Source organism: Arthrobacter sp. NPDC092385 (assembly GCF_044755105.1).
Classification (GTDB): Bacteria; Actinomycetota; Actinomycetes; order Actinomycetales; family Micrococcaceae; genus Arthrobacter_D.
This window is the reverse complement of record NZ_JBIVQL010000010.1, coordinates 111833-126739: the sequence shown is the minus strand read 5'-3', so window position 1 is coordinate 126739 and position 14907 is coordinate 111833. Positions and strand designations below refer to the sequence as shown.

General features: G+C 68.2%; 13 protein-coding genes, 1 tRNA gene and 1 riboswitch. Of the genes, 9 read left to right on the top strand and 5 right to left on the bottom strand.

Annotated elements, in window-relative coordinates:
• Positions 1–79: 79 nt before the first annotated feature.
• Positions 80–373: a helix-turn-helix domain-containing protein gene (locus ACIQCY_RS13865; RefSeq protein ID WP_400484474.1), complete on the bottom strand. Its 294-nt coding sequence runs from the start codon at positions 371–373 to the stop codon at positions 80–82.
• A gap of 66 nt (positions 374–439) precedes the next feature.
• Between ACIQCY_RS13865 and map the strand changes: the two genes are divergently transcribed.
• The 8 genes from map (at position 440) to ACIQCY_RS13825 (ending at position 10413) form a co-directional block, all read left to right on the top strand.
• A complete protein-coding gene (gene map, locus ACIQCY_RS13860) occupies positions 440–1219 on the top strand; it encodes a type I methionyl aminopeptidase (RefSeq protein ID WP_400484473.1) in 780 nt (259 codons plus the stop codon).
• Between the two features lie 137 nt (positions 1220–1356).
• A riboswitch (SAM riboswitch) is annotated at positions 1357–1446 on the top strand.
• A gap of 98 nt (positions 1447–1544) precedes the next feature.
• Positions 1545–3215 carry an ABC transporter substrate-binding protein gene (locus ACIQCY_RS13855; protein ID WP_400484472.1) on the top strand — a complete coding sequence of 557 codons (1671 nt, stop codon included), beginning with the start codon at positions 1545–1547 and terminating at the stop codon, positions 3213–3215.
• 5 nt (positions 3216–3220) lie between these two features.
• Entirely contained in the window at positions 3221–4180 is a 960-nt protein-coding gene (locus tag ACIQCY_RS13850) for an ABC transporter permease (protein ID WP_400484471.1), read from the top strand.
• A gap of 26 nt (positions 4181–4206) precedes the next feature.
• Positions 4207–5139, top strand: coding sequence for an ABC transporter permease (locus ACIQCY_RS13845; RefSeq protein ID WP_400484470.1), 933 nt, complete (start codon positions 4207–4209; stop codon positions 5137–5139).
• An 11-nt stretch (positions 5140–5150) separates the two neighbouring features.
• Complete coding sequence (locus tag ACIQCY_RS13840; RefSeq protein ID WP_400484469.1) at positions 5151–6878, top strand: dipeptide ABC transporter ATP-binding protein; 1728 nt, start codon at positions 5151–5153, stop codon at positions 6876–6878.
• A 10-nt stretch (positions 6879–6888) separates the two neighbouring features.
• Positions 6889–8166 (top strand): acyl-CoA dehydrogenase family protein, encoded by a 1278-nt coding sequence (locus tag ACIQCY_RS13835; RefSeq protein ID WP_400484468.1) that lies wholly within the window; start codon positions 6889–6891, stop codon positions 8164–8166.
• Complete coding sequence (locus ACIQCY_RS13830) at positions 8166–9554, top strand: NtaA/DmoA family FMN-dependent monooxygenase (RefSeq protein ID WP_400484467.1); 1389 nt, start codon at positions 8166–8168, stop codon at positions 9552–9554. The genes ACIQCY_RS13835 and ACIQCY_RS13830 overlap by 1 nt, the downstream gene beginning before the upstream one ends.
• Positions 9555–10014: 460 nt before the next feature.
• Positions 10015–10413 carry a hypothetical protein gene (locus tag ACIQCY_RS13825; protein WP_400484466.1) on the top strand — a complete coding sequence of 133 codons (399 nt, stop codon included), beginning with the start codon at positions 10015–10017 and terminating at the stop codon, positions 10411–10413.
• 135 nt (positions 10414–10548) lie between these two features.
• Here the strand turns inward: ACIQCY_RS13825 and ACIQCY_RS13820 are convergent, their stop codons facing one another.
• Positions 10549–11751, bottom strand: a complete 1203-nt coding sequence (locus ACIQCY_RS13820) for a helix-turn-helix transcriptional regulator (protein ID WP_400484465.1) — start codon at positions 11749–11751, stop codon at positions 10549–10551.
• On the opposite strand from ACIQCY_RS13820, the gene ACIQCY_RS13815 reads away from it, so the two are divergent.
• Positions 11660–12685 (top strand): MDR family NADP-dependent oxidoreductase, encoded by a 1026-nt coding sequence (locus tag ACIQCY_RS13815; RefSeq protein ID WP_400484464.1) that lies wholly within the window; start codon positions 11660–11662, stop codon positions 12683–12685. The genes ACIQCY_RS13820 and ACIQCY_RS13815 overlap by 92 nt on opposite strands.
• 459 nt (positions 12686–13144) lie before the next feature.
• On the opposite strand, the gene ACIQCY_RS13810 is transcribed toward ACIQCY_RS13815, so the two are convergent.
• The 3 genes from ACIQCY_RS13810 to ACIQCY_RS13800 all read right to left on the bottom strand — a co-directional run bounded on the left by ACIQCY_RS13810 (position 13145) and on the right by ACIQCY_RS13800 (position 14895).
• The gene (locus ACIQCY_RS13810; protein ID WP_400484463.1) at positions 13145–13990 is read right to left on the bottom strand and encodes a class I SAM-dependent methyltransferase; all 846 of its coding nucleotides are present in this window, start codon (positions 13988–13990) and stop codon (positions 13145–13147) included.
• 93 nt (positions 13991–14083) lie between these two features.
• Positions 14084–14156: transfer RNA gene (locus ACIQCY_RS13805), tRNA-Ala, on the bottom strand.
• Between the two features lie 97 nt (positions 14157–14253).
• On the bottom strand, positions 14254–14895 hold the full coding sequence (locus ACIQCY_RS13800; protein ID WP_400484462.1) for a histidine phosphatase family protein: 642 nt from the start codon (positions 14893–14895) through the stop codon (positions 14254–14256).
• Between the last annotated feature and the right edge of the window lie 12 nt (positions 14896–14907).

Here is a 14907-nt window from a genome sequence, read left to right as displayed (position 1 = left end):
GATGGGCAGTGTGAGAACTTCCATCCTGGAAGACCTCGACGTCTATCCACGAACCAGCCGCCGACCCTCGACTACACCCTCAACTGCGAAGAGCCCCGGAACCGGAGGCGCTCGGGGCGGCACCCGGTTCGGGCCGGCTGACCTCGGCCCACAACTCGTCGAGCGACAGGCCGAGGACGTCGGCGACGGCGGCGATGGTGGGAAAGGCAGGGGTGGCGACGCGGCCCGACTCGATCTTGCGCAGGGTCTCCGGGGAGACACCGGCGTCGAGCGCGGTCTCGAGCATGGAACGCTCCCCCCTGGCCCGACGGAGCAGGGCCCCGAGGCGCTGCCCGCGCTCGACCTCGGCGGATGTGAGCGGCAATCTGACCATGGCCCCGATTCTAGTACCGGGATAATATGGCCGGGATAGTTATTGGTCCACGGTGGAAGGCACCCCATGATCGAGATCCTCAACCGCACCGAGCTGGACCGGGCGAAAGTGACGGGTGCGCTGGTCGCCGACATCCTGCAGAGCGTCAGGAGCCGGAGCACCGTCGGCACGAACCTCCTCGACATCGACCGCTGGGCCCAGGCGATGATCCTCGAGGCCGGAGCGCAGTCCTGCTACGTCGATTACGCGCCCTCCTTCGGGCGCGGGCCGTTCGGCCACTACATCTGCACCTCCGTGAACGACGCCGTCCTCCACGGACTGCCGCACGACTACGCGCTCGCCGACGGCGACCTGCTGACACTCGACATCGCCGTCATCAAGGGCGGGGTCGCGGCGGACTCCGCCATCAGCTTCATCATCGGCGACTCCGCGCCTCCGGAGAGCGTCGCGATGATCAGCACCACAGAACGAGCACTGGCTGCGGGGATAGCGGTCGCCGGACCGGGTGCGCGGATCGGGGACATCTCCCATGCCATCGGATCCGTGCTCGGCGAGGCAGGCTACCCGATCAACACCCAGTTCGGGGGCCACGGCATCGGCTCCACGATGCACCAGGACCCGCACATCGCGAATACCGGCCGCCCGGGCAGGGGCTTCGTCCTGCGCCCGGGGCTGATGCTCGCCCTGGAGCCGTGGATCATGGCCGACACCGCCGAACTCATCACGGACCCCGACGGCTGGACGCTCCGAAGCGCCACCGGCTGCCGGACGGCGCACAGCGAGCACACCATCGCCATCACCGAGTCCGGCGCCGAGATCCTCACCCTGCCGGCCTCGGCCCGCTGAGGGAGCGCGTCCGCCACAGCATTCCTCCTGTTACGGCGGATGACCGAATATGTCGCCTGATGTCCTGCGGATCTTGATCGCCCGGCTGATCTGCGATTACATGCGATAGTCCGCAGGGTTCGCTCCCCGGGACAGACACACCATCCAGAGCGGCTGAGAGACCTGGCTCGTTGAAGCCGCAGCAACCACCCCTCCGGGGCCGGTGCTACTGCCAGGACCGATGGAGAAGACCTCGTTCCCCCCGTTGGTTCCGACCGCACTTCAGGCGGTCCGGACTCCGGCGTGCATGAACGAAGGGCCCTCGATCACGACTGAGAGGACCGGCATGACTTCCCCCACCGTTTCCCGCTACGACCGAGAGTCGCAGCTCCCCACCCCACCGCGACGGTCCTGGCGCATCACCGCCGTCCTGGGCCTCGCGGCACTCGCACTCACCGCGTGCGGCTCGACGGCCGACACCAGCGCAGGCCAGGACTCCGGCTCGGGAGAACCGGTCGAAGGGGGCACGCTGGTCTACGCCGAGGTGACACCCATCAACAACTGGCAGACCCAGGCAGCCCGCTTCTACGAGAAGTCCAACGTGCTCAACAGCGTGCTGGACAGGCTGACCTACTTCGACGCCGAGCAGGGCGAGGTCGTTCCGTGGATCGCCTCGGAGTTCACCAGCAGTGCGGATGCGACGCAGTTCACCTTCACGATCCGCCCCGGTGTGACGTTCAGCGACGGAAGCCCCCTGGACGCCGCCGCGGTCAAACTCAACCTCGATGCCCTCGGCCTCGGCGTGCCGAACGCCCAGATCCAGCCGAACGTCGACTTCGCCGGCTACCAGTCGGCGGAGGTCGTCGGGGAGGACCAGGTGAAGGTGACCCTGGCCTCGCCCAACTCGAACTTCCTGAGGGCGACGTCCTCGGTCACCGCGGGACTGGTCTCCCCCGAGACCCTGAAGCTCGACGCGGCCGGACAGTCCGCGATCGCGAAGATCTCGGGATCCGGTCCCTTCGTGTTCGAATCCGAGAAGCCGGACGAAGAGGTGGTCCTCGCCAAGCGGTCGGACTACGCGTGGGCGCCGGAGACCGCCGAGAACCAGGGGGATGCCTACCTGGACAAGGTCGTCGTCAAGTACCTCCCCGAGGTGGCGCACCGCGCCGGCGCCGTCCAGTCCGGCCAGGTCGACCTGGTACGCGGCCTGCAGCCCCTCGATGAGAAGGCCCTGGCAGGAAGTGGCAACCAGGTCCTGCCCGCCGAAGGGGTGGACCTCACCGCCAACATGGCTGCGGTCCGCGTCGGCAGCGGCAAGCTCGCCGATGAGGACGTGCGGCGGGCGCTGCAGATCGGCATCGACCGCCACAGCATCAAGGACACCGTCCTGTCCGACAGCTACGTACTCTCCGCCTCCGTGCTGAACCACAAGGCCCCGGGCTTCGTCGACCTCTCCGAGGAGCTCAAATACCAGCCGGAGGAGTCGAAGAAGCTGCTCGACGACGCGGGCTGGACGGTGGGCGCGGACGGCATCCGCGAGAAGGACGGCGTGAAGCTCGAGGTCACGGTCACCAGCTCCAACAACTCCGTCGTCATCAAGCCGGCCTTCGAACTGATCGAGCAGCAGTGGCGCGAGATCGGCGTCAAGCTCAACAACCGTGCCGGAGACAACACCTTCCTGGCGACGGCGATGCCTGATCCGCAGGTCGAGTTCTTCGGCACCCGCCAGTTCATCTACGGCGGCCTCGGACCGATCTTCGAACCCGCGAACAACACCATGACCCACACCAGCGATCCGGCCCTCAATACGCTCTTCGCCGCCGAGCGTGCCGCCGCTCCCGGCGCCGAGCGGGACGACCTGCTGGCCCAGGAGCAGCAGGCACTGGTGGTGGACAAGGCCTACTCGCTGGTGCTGTGGGACGAGGTCCAGGTGTACGGTGCGCACCGCGACACCCATGTCGACTTCACCTCCGGCACGGCTCCCGTGTTCCAGGGCGCCTGGAAAACGGGCGGCTAGCACCGGTGGCACGCTACCTCGCGCAGCGGGCGGGCCAGGCGCTCCTCGTCGTCTGGCTCGCCTACACCCTCGTGTTCCTCGCAGTGCAGCTCCTTCCCAGCGATCCGGTCACGATCTTCCTGACGGTGGACTCGGCGGTCGACCAGGCCGCGATCGACACCATGAAGAGCCAGTACGGGTATGACCAGCCGCTGCCGGTGCAGTATGTGCACCAGCTGCTCGGGCTGCTCAGCGGGGATTTCGGCTATTCGCTGGCATCCGGCGAGTCCGTGAGGGACCGGATCAGCGGGGTGGCCGGGTCCACCGTCCTGTTGGCGAGCTCGGCGTTCGTCACCGCCGTGGCCATCGCCGTCACGCTCGTCGCCGCGGCGACCCTCACCAGGGCCGCCGCCCTGCAGCGCTTCCTGGTGAACCTGCCTCCGCTGTTCTCCGCCATCCCGGTGTTCTGGCTCGGGCTGGTCCTGCTCGAACTGCTCTCCATCCGGTGGGGAGTCATGTCCCTGTTCCCGGACGGCTCCTTCCTGTCACTCGCGGTCCCCGTGCTCGTCCTCGCCGTCGTCGTCTCGGCGCCCATGGCCCAGGTCCTGCTCAAGAGCATCAACCACGTCTATGAGCAGCCCTTCATCGACGTGCTCCGGGCGAAAGGGGCCTCCCGGTCCTGGATCTTCTTCCGGCACGGACTGAAGAACGCCGCGGGCCCGGCGCTGACGATCACCGGCATCACAGTCGGGACGCTGTTCGCCGGCTCGGTCATCACCGAGACGGTGTTCGCACGGTCGGGCCTCGGCTCGGTCGTCCTGCAGGCCGTCACCACCCAGGACGTTCCGCTGGTCCAGGGACTCGTCCTCCTGACGGCGACCGTGTTCGTGTCGGTCAACCTCGTGGTCGACCTGCTGTACCCGCTGCTCGATCCCCGCATCCTCAAGAGCGGCGGCCAGGGCGCCCCTCGCGCCCTGGCTGCCTGATCCCCCGACAGGATTGAGATCCCTCCATGCCTTCCACCAGTGATGCTCCGCCGGCGGTTCCCACGCCCGGAACGACGACGGCTCCCGCCGCTCATGAACTCCTCCCCGCAGCGGGCGGTCCCCAGGAACAGACCGTGCGGCCCGCCCGCCGACGTCGCCGCCGGACAGGGAACCCGTACCTCTGGTTGACGGCCCTCCCGCTGATCGTGATTCTCGGCTGGGCACTGGTGCCCGGGTGGTTCACGGAGTTCAGTCCGCTCGACGGCGTTCCCAGCGACAACTTCCAGGCTCCGAGCGCAGCACATCCCTTCGGGACGGACCACCTCGGCCGCGACGTGTTCGCCCGCGTCGTCCACGGGACCCGGCAGACGCTCCTGACCGCAGGCCTCGCCGTGCTGATCGGCCTGGTCGCCGGAACCGCGATAGGACTCGCCGCCGCGACCGCCGGCCGTGCCACCGATGCGGTCGCGATGCGCCTGGTCGACGTGCTGCTCGCGGTGCCGGGGTTCCTCATCTCGCTGATCATCGTCACGGCGTTCAGCCCGGGGCCCGTCTCGCTGGGGGTCGGTGTCGGTATCGCCTCCATCGCCTCCTTCGCTCGCGTCGTGCGGTCCGAAGTACTCCGCGTGCGGAACCTCGACTTCGTGGAGGCGTCCTTCCTCAATGGCGGCACCTACTGGTCCGTGGTGCGCCGCCACCTCCTGCCCAACGCGAGCGGGCCCGTGCTGGCGCTGCTCGCCGTCGACCTCGGGGCGGCCATCCTCGCCATCTCCGGACTCGGCTTCCTGGGGTTCGGCGCTCCCCCGCCGACGCCGGAATGGGGGCTGCTGATCGCTGAGGGACGCCAGTACCTCGGCAGCGCCTGGTGGCTGACCTCCCTGCCCGGCGTCGTCATCGTGCTCGCCGTGATCCTGCTGGCAGCCCTGGGGCGGCAGCTGTTGAAGACCTTCCGAATCTAGCGAGGAGCGCCATGAACACCGGAACAGCAGTCACCAGCACGGACCGCTCCCCCGTCCCCGCCGACGTCGGTCCTGTCCCCGACGGTCCCCTGCTCGCCGTGCGCGGGCTGCGGATCGCGTACGGCCACGGGGACACGGCGACGACGGCCCTCGACGGCGTCGACCTCACCGTCCACCGCGGCGAGATCGTCGCACTGGTCGGGGAGTCGGGATCCGGCAAGTCGACGCTCGCGAAGTCGATCATCGGACTTCTGCCGGCAGCAGCCCTGCGTACCGCCGGCTCGATCTCGCTGGGCGGCACCGACCTGACATCCACCCGGGAGAAGGACCTCGAGAAGATCCGGGGAGTCCGGATCGGGCTGGTGCCGCAGGACCCCGGCGCCTCGCTCGACCCGGTCAAGACCATCGGTTCCCAGCTCTCGGAGGTCTTCCGGCTGCATCCCGGCGGTGGTCCCCGTCGCTCCCGCCGGTCCCTCCGGGCCGAGGTGATCCGCCTGCTCGAGCTCGTCGGGATCGACGACCCGGAGCGACGCCTGAAGCAGTATCCGCACGAGTTGTCGGGCGGGCTGAAGCAGCGCGTCCTCATCGCCATCGCCTTCAGCCTCAGGCCTGAGCTGCTCATCGCCGACGAGCCCACCTCGGCACTCGACGTCACGGTCCAGGCGAAGATCCTCGAGGTCTTCGAGCGCCTCGCGCAGGAGTTCCACACAGCGGTGCTCTTCGTCACGCACGACCTGGCGGTAGCCACCGACCACGCCGTACGGATCGTCGTCATGCAGCGCGGCCTGATCGTGGAGGACCGCCCTGTGGCGCAGATCCTCGCCGGACCGGAGAACGACTACACGGCGCGGCTGCTCGAGGAGGCGTCACCGCACCGGCTCCCCGCGGAAGCGCGGACCCCCTCCGAGATCGAAGCCGAGACGACACCCGCAATCGAGGTCCGTGGGCTGACGAAGGACTTCCACCGTGCCGGGGAGGACCGCCGGGCGGTGGACGACGTCTCGTTCACCATCGCCCAGGGCTCCACCTTCTCCCTCGTCGGCGAGTCCGGGTCCGGGAAGTCCACCACGGCACGCCTGATCCTGCGTCTCCTCGATCCCACCGCCGGCCGGGTGCTCATCCACGGCGAGGACGTGACCGACGCCTCCCGGCAGCAGAAGCGGGATCTGTGGCGCACTCTCCAGCTCGTCTACCAGAACCCCGACTCGGCCCTGGACCCCCGTCTGCGCATCAGCGACATCGTGGGTGAGCCGCTCCTGAACTACCGGATCGGCACCCGCGCCGAGCGCAGGAGACGCGTCACCGAACTGCTCGACCAGGTCAACCTGCCGGCGGGCCTCGCCGGCAATCATCCCCCCGAACTCTCGGGCGGCCAGCGACAGCGCGTCGCCATCGCGCGGGCGCTCGCCCTGGGTGCGCGGACGCTGGTACTGGACGAAGCGCTGTCCGCCCTCGACGTGCTCACGCAGGCCCAGATCCTGAAACTCCTCCGGGACCTGCAGCAGGACCTCGGGCTGACCTACCTCTTCATCTCGCACGACCTGCATGTCGTGGAGCAGATCTCGACGACGGTCGGCGTCATGCGGCGGGGGAAGCTCGTGGAGACCGGCCCCACGGCAGGCATCTTCGGCAGTCCGGGCAACGAGTACACGCAGCTTCTCCTCGCGTCCAATCCCGGTCACCGCCTCCGGGCCGCAGCCCAGTCCGGCAACCCCCGCCTCCTCCTCCCCGCACCCTAAGGACGCCATCATGACCACCACCACGACCCCGCCCAGTACAACGGGGGGCCCGGGCTCCGGCACGGCGATCTCGGGCGAAGCCCGCTACGCGGAACTCGCCGCCCGCTTTCGGCCGGTCTTCCGCCGCATCGCGGAAGGAACGCTCGACCGCGAGCGGAGCCGCACCCTGCCCTTCGAGCAGGTCGCCTGGCTGAAGGAGTCGGGCTTCACGACGCTTCGAGTCCCGGCGCGGTTCGGCGGCGACCCGGTGAGCCACGAGCACCTGTTCCGGCTGCTGATCGAACTGGCCGAGGCGGACTCGAACGTCTCCCACCTGCTGCGCTCCCACTTCTCCTTCGTGGAGACGGCCGCCCTCCAGTCCCCCGAGTTCCAGGACCGGTGGTTCCCGCGGATCGCGGCCGGGCAGATCTTCGGCAACGCGGCGACCGAGCGCGCCGGCAATGCCCTGGGCACAACCCGGACGACCCTGCACCGGGAGGACGGGACGTGGTACCTCACCGGCGAGAAGTACTACACGACCGGCAGCATCTTCGCCGACTGGGTCGTGGTCATGGCCAGCACCCACGGCGTCGAGGGACGGCAGTACGCACTCGTGGCAGCCGACCACCCCCGCGTCACGATCGTCGACGACTGGGACGGCTTCGGCCAGCCGCTGACCGGCACGGGGACGGCCCTCTTCGACAGGGTCCCGGTCGAGACCGGGGACATCCTGCAGCGCAAGGTGAGCAGCACCATGGAACCCGCGTTCTTCCAACTCGTGCTCCTCGCCGTGCTGGCGGGCATCGGGCGTGCTGCGCTCCGTGATGCCGGCAGCCTCGTCAGCGCCCGGACGCGCACCTTCAACACGGGCTCCGGCGGCCTGTTCCGAGACGATGCGCAGATCCAGGAACACGTCGGCCTCCTCGCGTCGAAGGTCTACGCCGCCGAGGCGATCGTGACCGCGGCTGCTCGGGACCTCGACGCCGCCGTCGACCCGTCGCTGGGCCTCTCACCGGAGGACGCCTTCCTGCGCGCCGAGCTCGCCGTCCAGCAGGCACACGTCGCCGTCCCTCCGCTCATCCTCGCCGCGACCGGTGAACTCTTCGACGTCACGGGGGCGTCCTCCGTCAGCACGGAGAAGGCCCTGGACCGGCACTGGCGCAACGCGAGAACCGTCGCGACCCACAACCCGGCGATCTTCAAGGCACGGTCCGTCGGCGACTACTTCATCAACGGCACCATCCCCACCGGGCTGAACAGCATCGGCGACGCCGTCCCGCACTCGACCACCACCGGAGGTACCCCCTGATGTCCGTCTTCTCCGAACGGCCCCGGCTGCTCCTCAGTGCCTTCGCCATGAACACCACCAGCCACATCCTCGGCGGACAGTGGCGCCACCCCGAGGCCCAGCAGCACCGCTTCAACGAACTCGGACTCTGGACCGACCTCGCCCGGCGCCTCGAGGACGCGAAGTTCGACGCCCTGTTCCTCGCCGACGTCGTCGGGCTCTACGGCGATCACGGCGGCGGCTGGGACTCCCACGTGGAGCGGGGCCTGCAGTTCCCCGCGAGCGATCCCCTGGTCCTGCAGTCCGCCCTGGCCGCGACGACCGAACACCTCGGCCTGGCCCTGACCAGCTCGGTCGTCCAGGCCCACCCGTTCCAGTTCGCCCGCCAACTCTCCACCCTGGACCACCTGAGCAACGGGCGGGTCGCCTGGAACATCGTCACCAGCGTGCTGGAGAACTCCTTCCGGAACTTCGGCAGCGACGGACTCCTCGAGCACGACAGCCGCTACGACTGGGCCGACGAGTACCTCGAGGTCTGCTACAAGCTGTGGGAGGGATCCTGGGACGAGGGCGCGCTGGTGCAGGACAAACGCAGCGGGCGTCACGCGGACGCGTCGAAGGTCCACAAGATCAACCACGACGGCGCCCGCTACTCGGTGGAAGGCCCGCACCTGGTGGCCCCCTCCCCCCAGCGCACTCCCCTGCTGTTCCAGGCCGGTTCCTCCGGCAGGGGGCAGCATTTCGCCGCTGCCAACGCCGAAGCTGCCTTCCTCTTCGCGCCGAACGTCGGCTACGTCAGGAAGGTCACCTCGGCGGTGCGGGCGACCGCGCGCGAGCTCGGACGCCGCGACGAGGACATCAAGTTCTTCGCGGGACTGTCCTTCGTCGTCGGATCCACCGAGGCAGAAGTCAGGGCCAAGCAGGCGGACTACGACGAGCACCTCGACCTGGACATGATCGTGGCGCACATCGGCGGCGGGATCGGCGTCGACCTCGGCGGCCTGCCGCTCGACACCGCCCTCGGCGACCTGCGCACCGACGGCGCCCGCGGAGTCCTGGAGTCCGTCTTCGCCTCGGTCCCGGGAGGCAATCCGACCATCGCGGACCTCGCCCGTTACCGCGCCTACAACCAGCAGATGGCCGGCACACCCGAGCAGATCGTCGACCAGCTGGAGGCCTGGCAGGAGGCGGGTATCGACGGCATCAACATCATCAACCAAATCATCCCCGGGTCCTACGACGACTTCATCGAGGGTGTGCTTCCGGAGCTCCGCAAGCGGGGCCTGGCCCAGACCGAGTACCGGGACGGAACGCTGCGGGAGAAGTTCTTCGGCGAGGATGCCCAGCTACCCGCCCGTCACCCCGCGGCGGCCTACCGCGGTGCCTTCGCGGGGTTGACCGTTCCCTGACGGGACGCGGGACGGTCACCTACCGTGCCATGCCATCGTGCCGCCAGTGTATCGGCAGGTGTACCCTCCCGGGCACCTGCCGATACACTGGCGGCACAGGCACAAGGCCTGCAGACTGGGGAGTCCTTTGAGCAAGCATCTGAACCGGGCACTGTCCGCTGCCGCCGCCGTCATGCTCGGCGGCCTGATCCTCGGAGCGCCGGCGGCGTCGGCGGCCGAGGAGTGCACGACGTTGCCCAACGGCACGGTGAAGTGCGTGCCTGACAATACCCCCACATCCCCTCCTGGCACCGGCACGCCGGACCCTGAGCCGACGCCGACCCCGACATCAGTCCCGACCGAAACCACCCAGGCTCCTGTGGATCCGACGCCCCCACCGGCGCCGGAGCCTACCCAAACACCTGAGCCCGCCCCAGCACCCATCCAGAATGTGCCTGCTCCGGCACCTGCTCCGGCACCTGTGAACATCCAGCCCGTGCAGCCCATCCAGCAGGTCGGACCGTCGATCCTGCCCCCCGCAGTGCCGGAGCTGGCGCCCGAGGTGGTGGTGGAAGAGGTGCAGCCACCCGACGAACCAGCAGCAGAGGTCCCGCCGACCGAGACAGCCACGGTGAAGGCGTCGCCGTCAGCATCGCCGTCAGTGACACCTCGCGCGACTCCCGCCGCCTCGGCGACGGCGACCCCGGAAGCCGTCGCGCTCGAGCCCGTCGACTCCCAGCAGGGTCCGAACGTCCCGCTGCTCGCCGTCCTCTCGGTCGTCATCATCGGATGCCTCGCCGGCCTCGCGAAGGTCGTCGGCATTCCCGGTTCCCTGACTGCGCACTCGCGCGAGGGTCAGCACTTCCGCAAGGGCCGGTGACAGCTGCCGGCACAACTGGGTACGTGGATGGCGTTGCGCCCAACTACGGCAGATGACCTGCAGCTGGGCGTGTACGCCCACAACACCAGGGCCCTCGGCCACCGGCGATCTGTTCCTGGATCGATCGTCGCCCGATCAACCACCGTGTCTGCTGTCGAGCTGTCCCAGGGCTGTCGTGGTTCGTAGTGCCTGGGCTGCGATGCGGTGGAAGGCCTGTGTGAGTTTCGGTGGGGCGATGACGGTGATGTCCGCTGCGGTGAGTAGCAGCCAGCGGGCCATGGAGTCGTAGGTGTCGGCTCCGGCGTGCACGATACAGGTGGTGGGTGTTTCTTCTGTGACGGTGCCCCACGCTGGGGACACCCAACGGGTTACGTCTGCTTTCGGTGCATGGACCCGGACGGTTGCTGTGACGCGTTGCCAACCCTTGGACACGGCCCGGCTCACGTAGTCGTCGAGGTTTCCCGACGGTGGTTGCCTGGCATGGGAGGGGTGGGCCGAGAGTGCTGCGTCCGTGATCCGGTCGACGCGGAGGGTGGCCCAGGCGTCGTCGTCGGTGCAGTAGGCGACAAGGTACCAGCGGTTCATGGTGTGGACGAGGCCGAGGGGCTCCAGACGGCGTGCTCGTGTGTTCCCGTTGTGGTGTCGGTACGTGCAGGTGACCTGCCTGCGGTCACGGCAGGATCGGGCCAGGAGAACGACCACCGCCGGGTCAGCACTCGGGCTGCTGTCGGTGATGGGCTGCCCGAGGTCCACGGAGGTGCTGTGAGTCACGAGTGCCTGCATGGCAGCTCTCACTGGTCGAGGCAGGGCTTGTTGCACCTTTCCCAGGGCCATGGCGGCGTGAGCATCAGGGGTGGCACCTGGCGTTGGGGCGGGCCGCAGGGCGAGCAGGACCGCTGCGGCTTCGTCGAGGCTGAACATGATGGGTGGTATGGAAGCTCCCCGTTGGAGCGTGTATCCACCCCCGACGCCTTTCGTCGTGATGACGGGGTAGCCGAGATTCCTGAGCCGGACAATATCCCTGCTGACCGTGCGGGCTGTCACCGATAGTTCATCGCAGAGCGCGTTCGAGGTCCATGTGTCCGCTTGTTGCAGCAGGGACAGGAGTTTCAGCAGCCGTTCGGAGGTGTCCCACATACACCTCATCCTGCCTGCCCTATAGGACAAGACCTGTCCGGTACCCCTCCTACCGTGGCTGTCATCCGGTTGCGAACCGGGCACGCCTCCTCCAGCAAGGGTGAACCTCATGTCGTCTGTCCCATCCGCAACTACCCGCGAAGCTGTCCTGTCAAGACACCGTCCGGGTCCGGATATCCTCCCGTCGAGCTGCGTGAGCATCCGGGAGTCTGCCCGAGTCCCGTTGCAGGCGGGACAGGTGAGGGTCCGCAACGAGTTCATGCAGATCGCCGCTGTGATGGCTGATCTCATGAGTGAGGATCCAGGGCTGCCCATGCCCGCCTACTCCTTGAACGAACCGTTGTGGGGAGCCGCTGTGGGTACGGTCTCCGAGTCCAGCGCGGATCTCCCGGTCGGCACCGTGGTGCAGCACATGTCGGGGTGGCAGGAGGAATGCGTGGATCAGGCCGCAGCGTTCTACCCGGTGCCCGTGGAGTACCTGCCGGGCCGGGAGTACGTCCTGAATCAGGGCGTGACCGCCTACCACGGAATGGTGGACATAGCGGGTGTCCGCGAGGGCGATGTGGTGTTCGTCAGCGGAGCGGCCGGTGGGGTCGGGTCCCTGGCGGGGCAGATCGCGAAGGCACGAGGAGCGGCCAAGGTCATCGGTAGTGCGGGCAGCGCGGGAAAGGTCCGCTACCTCGTCGATGGACTTGGCTTCGACGCCGGGATCAACTACAAGGACTCCTCCGTGCAGGAGCAGCTCGCGCACCTCGCCCCTGAAGGCATCGATGTCTTCTTCGACACCGTCGGTGGTGACCAGTTCGAGGTCGCCGTGCAGGCGGCAGCACCGGGCGCGAGGTTCGCACTCTGTGGGGCGCTTGCCGGGCAGATCGACGGCGGCAACGAAGGGTCCCCGCGGTTGGACCTCATGACCGCGATCGTCAAGCAACTGGTCATCCGCCCGTTCTCCACCCACCACACCCCGGAGCAGCTCGCAGCCTGGGGATCCCACTACGGGCAATGGCTCGCTGAGGGAAAGATCGTCTTCCCGCACACCATCATCGACGGCGGACTGGAAGCGGCGCCGGACGCCCTGGACGGGCTCCTTCAGGGCCGGTACCGGGGCAACGTCCTGATCCGCCTACACCCGTGAAGGACTCGGTCCACCTGCGGGCAGTGGGCTGTCCGGTGCGGCTGGTCCCGGTGCTGGGCGATCCGCTGGGAAAGGGGGCGGCGAAGCTATTCTCCTACCCATGGGGAACTCAGGTATGAGAAGAACGAGGACAATCATCTTTCTGGCGGCGGCCGCTGTAACGGGTGGGTGTGCCGCGCTGCCTGCTGGAGGACAAGGCGCGGAAGGGCGCGGGCAGGACAGTCGGAGCAGTCCTTCGAGCTTCGCCCGCCTGGACGTCCTCGAGGCAGGCACGGTCGACGTCGCACTCGCCGGCCAGGACAGGCGACGGGGCCGGGCTTCGCGAGTTCTTCACCACGTGCAGGAGCCTGAGCGTTTCGGCCGATGGCACAACGACGACGACCATGGCCCCGATAGCGCCGACTCAGACGCTGTGAGAGATCTCCGGCGTGGTCGGATCGGGATCGAGCACCGTGGTATTCATGGTTTCCGGGCGACGATCGTGTAGGTGCAGGGAACGAGGTCCCGCTCGGATTCCGGCCATGCGAAACCCCCGGGTACCTCGACCATGCGGGGTGAGAACTTCCAGGGGAGCGTTGTCCCCTCGTCGACGCGGAGTATCCGCAGATCGGCGCCGAGGAGGGAATTGATGATGTCGGACAAGGGGTGCGCCCACTGGTACGTCCGGGCGTGGGCGACCGTACCCTCTCCTGCGTAGGTCGATTCCTCGTCCCACACCTGCGCCTGACCGGTGGTGAAGTACGGGTACCGAAGGCGCAGGCCGTCGGCATGCTCATCGAGTGCATAAAGCACGGGGTGTCCGTCGCGGATGTAGAGCGTCCCGCCGGGCCGGAGGAGTCCGGCTACCTGTGCTGCCCAGCGGTCCAGGTCCGGCAGCCAGTTGATGGTCCCGATGCTGGTGTAGACGAGGTCGAAGTCACCGTCCACTGCGGCGCGAGCATCGAGGACATCGGTCTCCACCCACGTCGCATCGAGGCCCAACCGCTTCGCGAGGCCGGCAGCGGATGCCAATGCTGCGGCAGAGAAATCGACGCCGGTCACCCTCGCTCCTGCCCTGGCCAGCGACGCCGTGTCCGTGCCGATGTGGCACTGGAGGTGGCACACGTCCAGGCCTGCAACCACACCTCCGGGGAGGAACGGCTCCAGGGCTTCCAGGTCCGTCCGGACGACGGAGCTCAGCTGGTCGGGCTCGTCGAGCTCCTCGATCCCGTACGCCTTCTCATGCAGGGGGACACGGTCTTCCCAGTTCTCCCGGTTGCTCGCGCGTGCAGCATCCCACTCGATCACCATTCGCTCATCGCCCATGAAGCGAGCTTAGAAGCTGCAGGGCCGGATCAGGACGAGGCAACAAAAAACCGCCGGACCAGGGCTTTCGCCCTGCGTTCCAGCGGTTCGTTGTGGAGCTAAGGGGATTCGAACCCCTGACCCCCTGCATGCCATGCAGGTGCGCTACCAGCTGCGCCATAGCCCCTCACTCGGCTGCTTCCGGAGGTTCTCACCCCGCCGAAGCAACTTGATTAGTGTAGTAAATTCTGGCGGCTTCACCAAATCGGCCGGCCGGGGCCCGCTCAGCCCTCGAGAGGCTCGACGGGCAGCGAGCCGAGGCCGACGTTGTGTTCCGTCAATTGCCACGAGAACAGCGCCCCGGCCCTGCCCACGACCTCGTGCACCTCTGACCAGTGGCAGTTGGACACCCCGGCCAGGGTGCCCCAGCGCTCCGGCGGGAGTCCCATCAGTGCGGCGAGGGCCGCCCTGATGGCCCCGCCATGGCTCACGATGACGAGGGTCTCCGACGGCGCGATGCGGGACACCGCGTCATTGACCGCAGCCAGCATGCGCTCTCCCACATCGAGCCGGTTCTCCGCGCCGCCCGCGCGCACCACGGGGTCGCCGCCCCGCCATGCGGCGTTGTCGTCCGCGAACTGCTCGTCGATCTCCGCGAAGGACAGGCCCTGCCACTGCCCGGCGTCCGTCTCGCGCAGCCGCTTGTCGAAGGTGACCTCGACGCCGCTGAGCCCAGCCAGGGCAGCGGCTGTATCGGCAGCACGCCGGAGATCGGACGAGACGATCATCGCCGGCTGTCGCGTGACGAGCACCTCTGCCGCTCGCAGCGCCTGCTCACGACCCGTCTCGTCCAGGTCGATGTCCTCCTGGCCCTGGAACAGCCCGGAGCGGTTCCACTCCGTGCGTCCATGACGCCAGAAGATCACACGGCGAGCCTC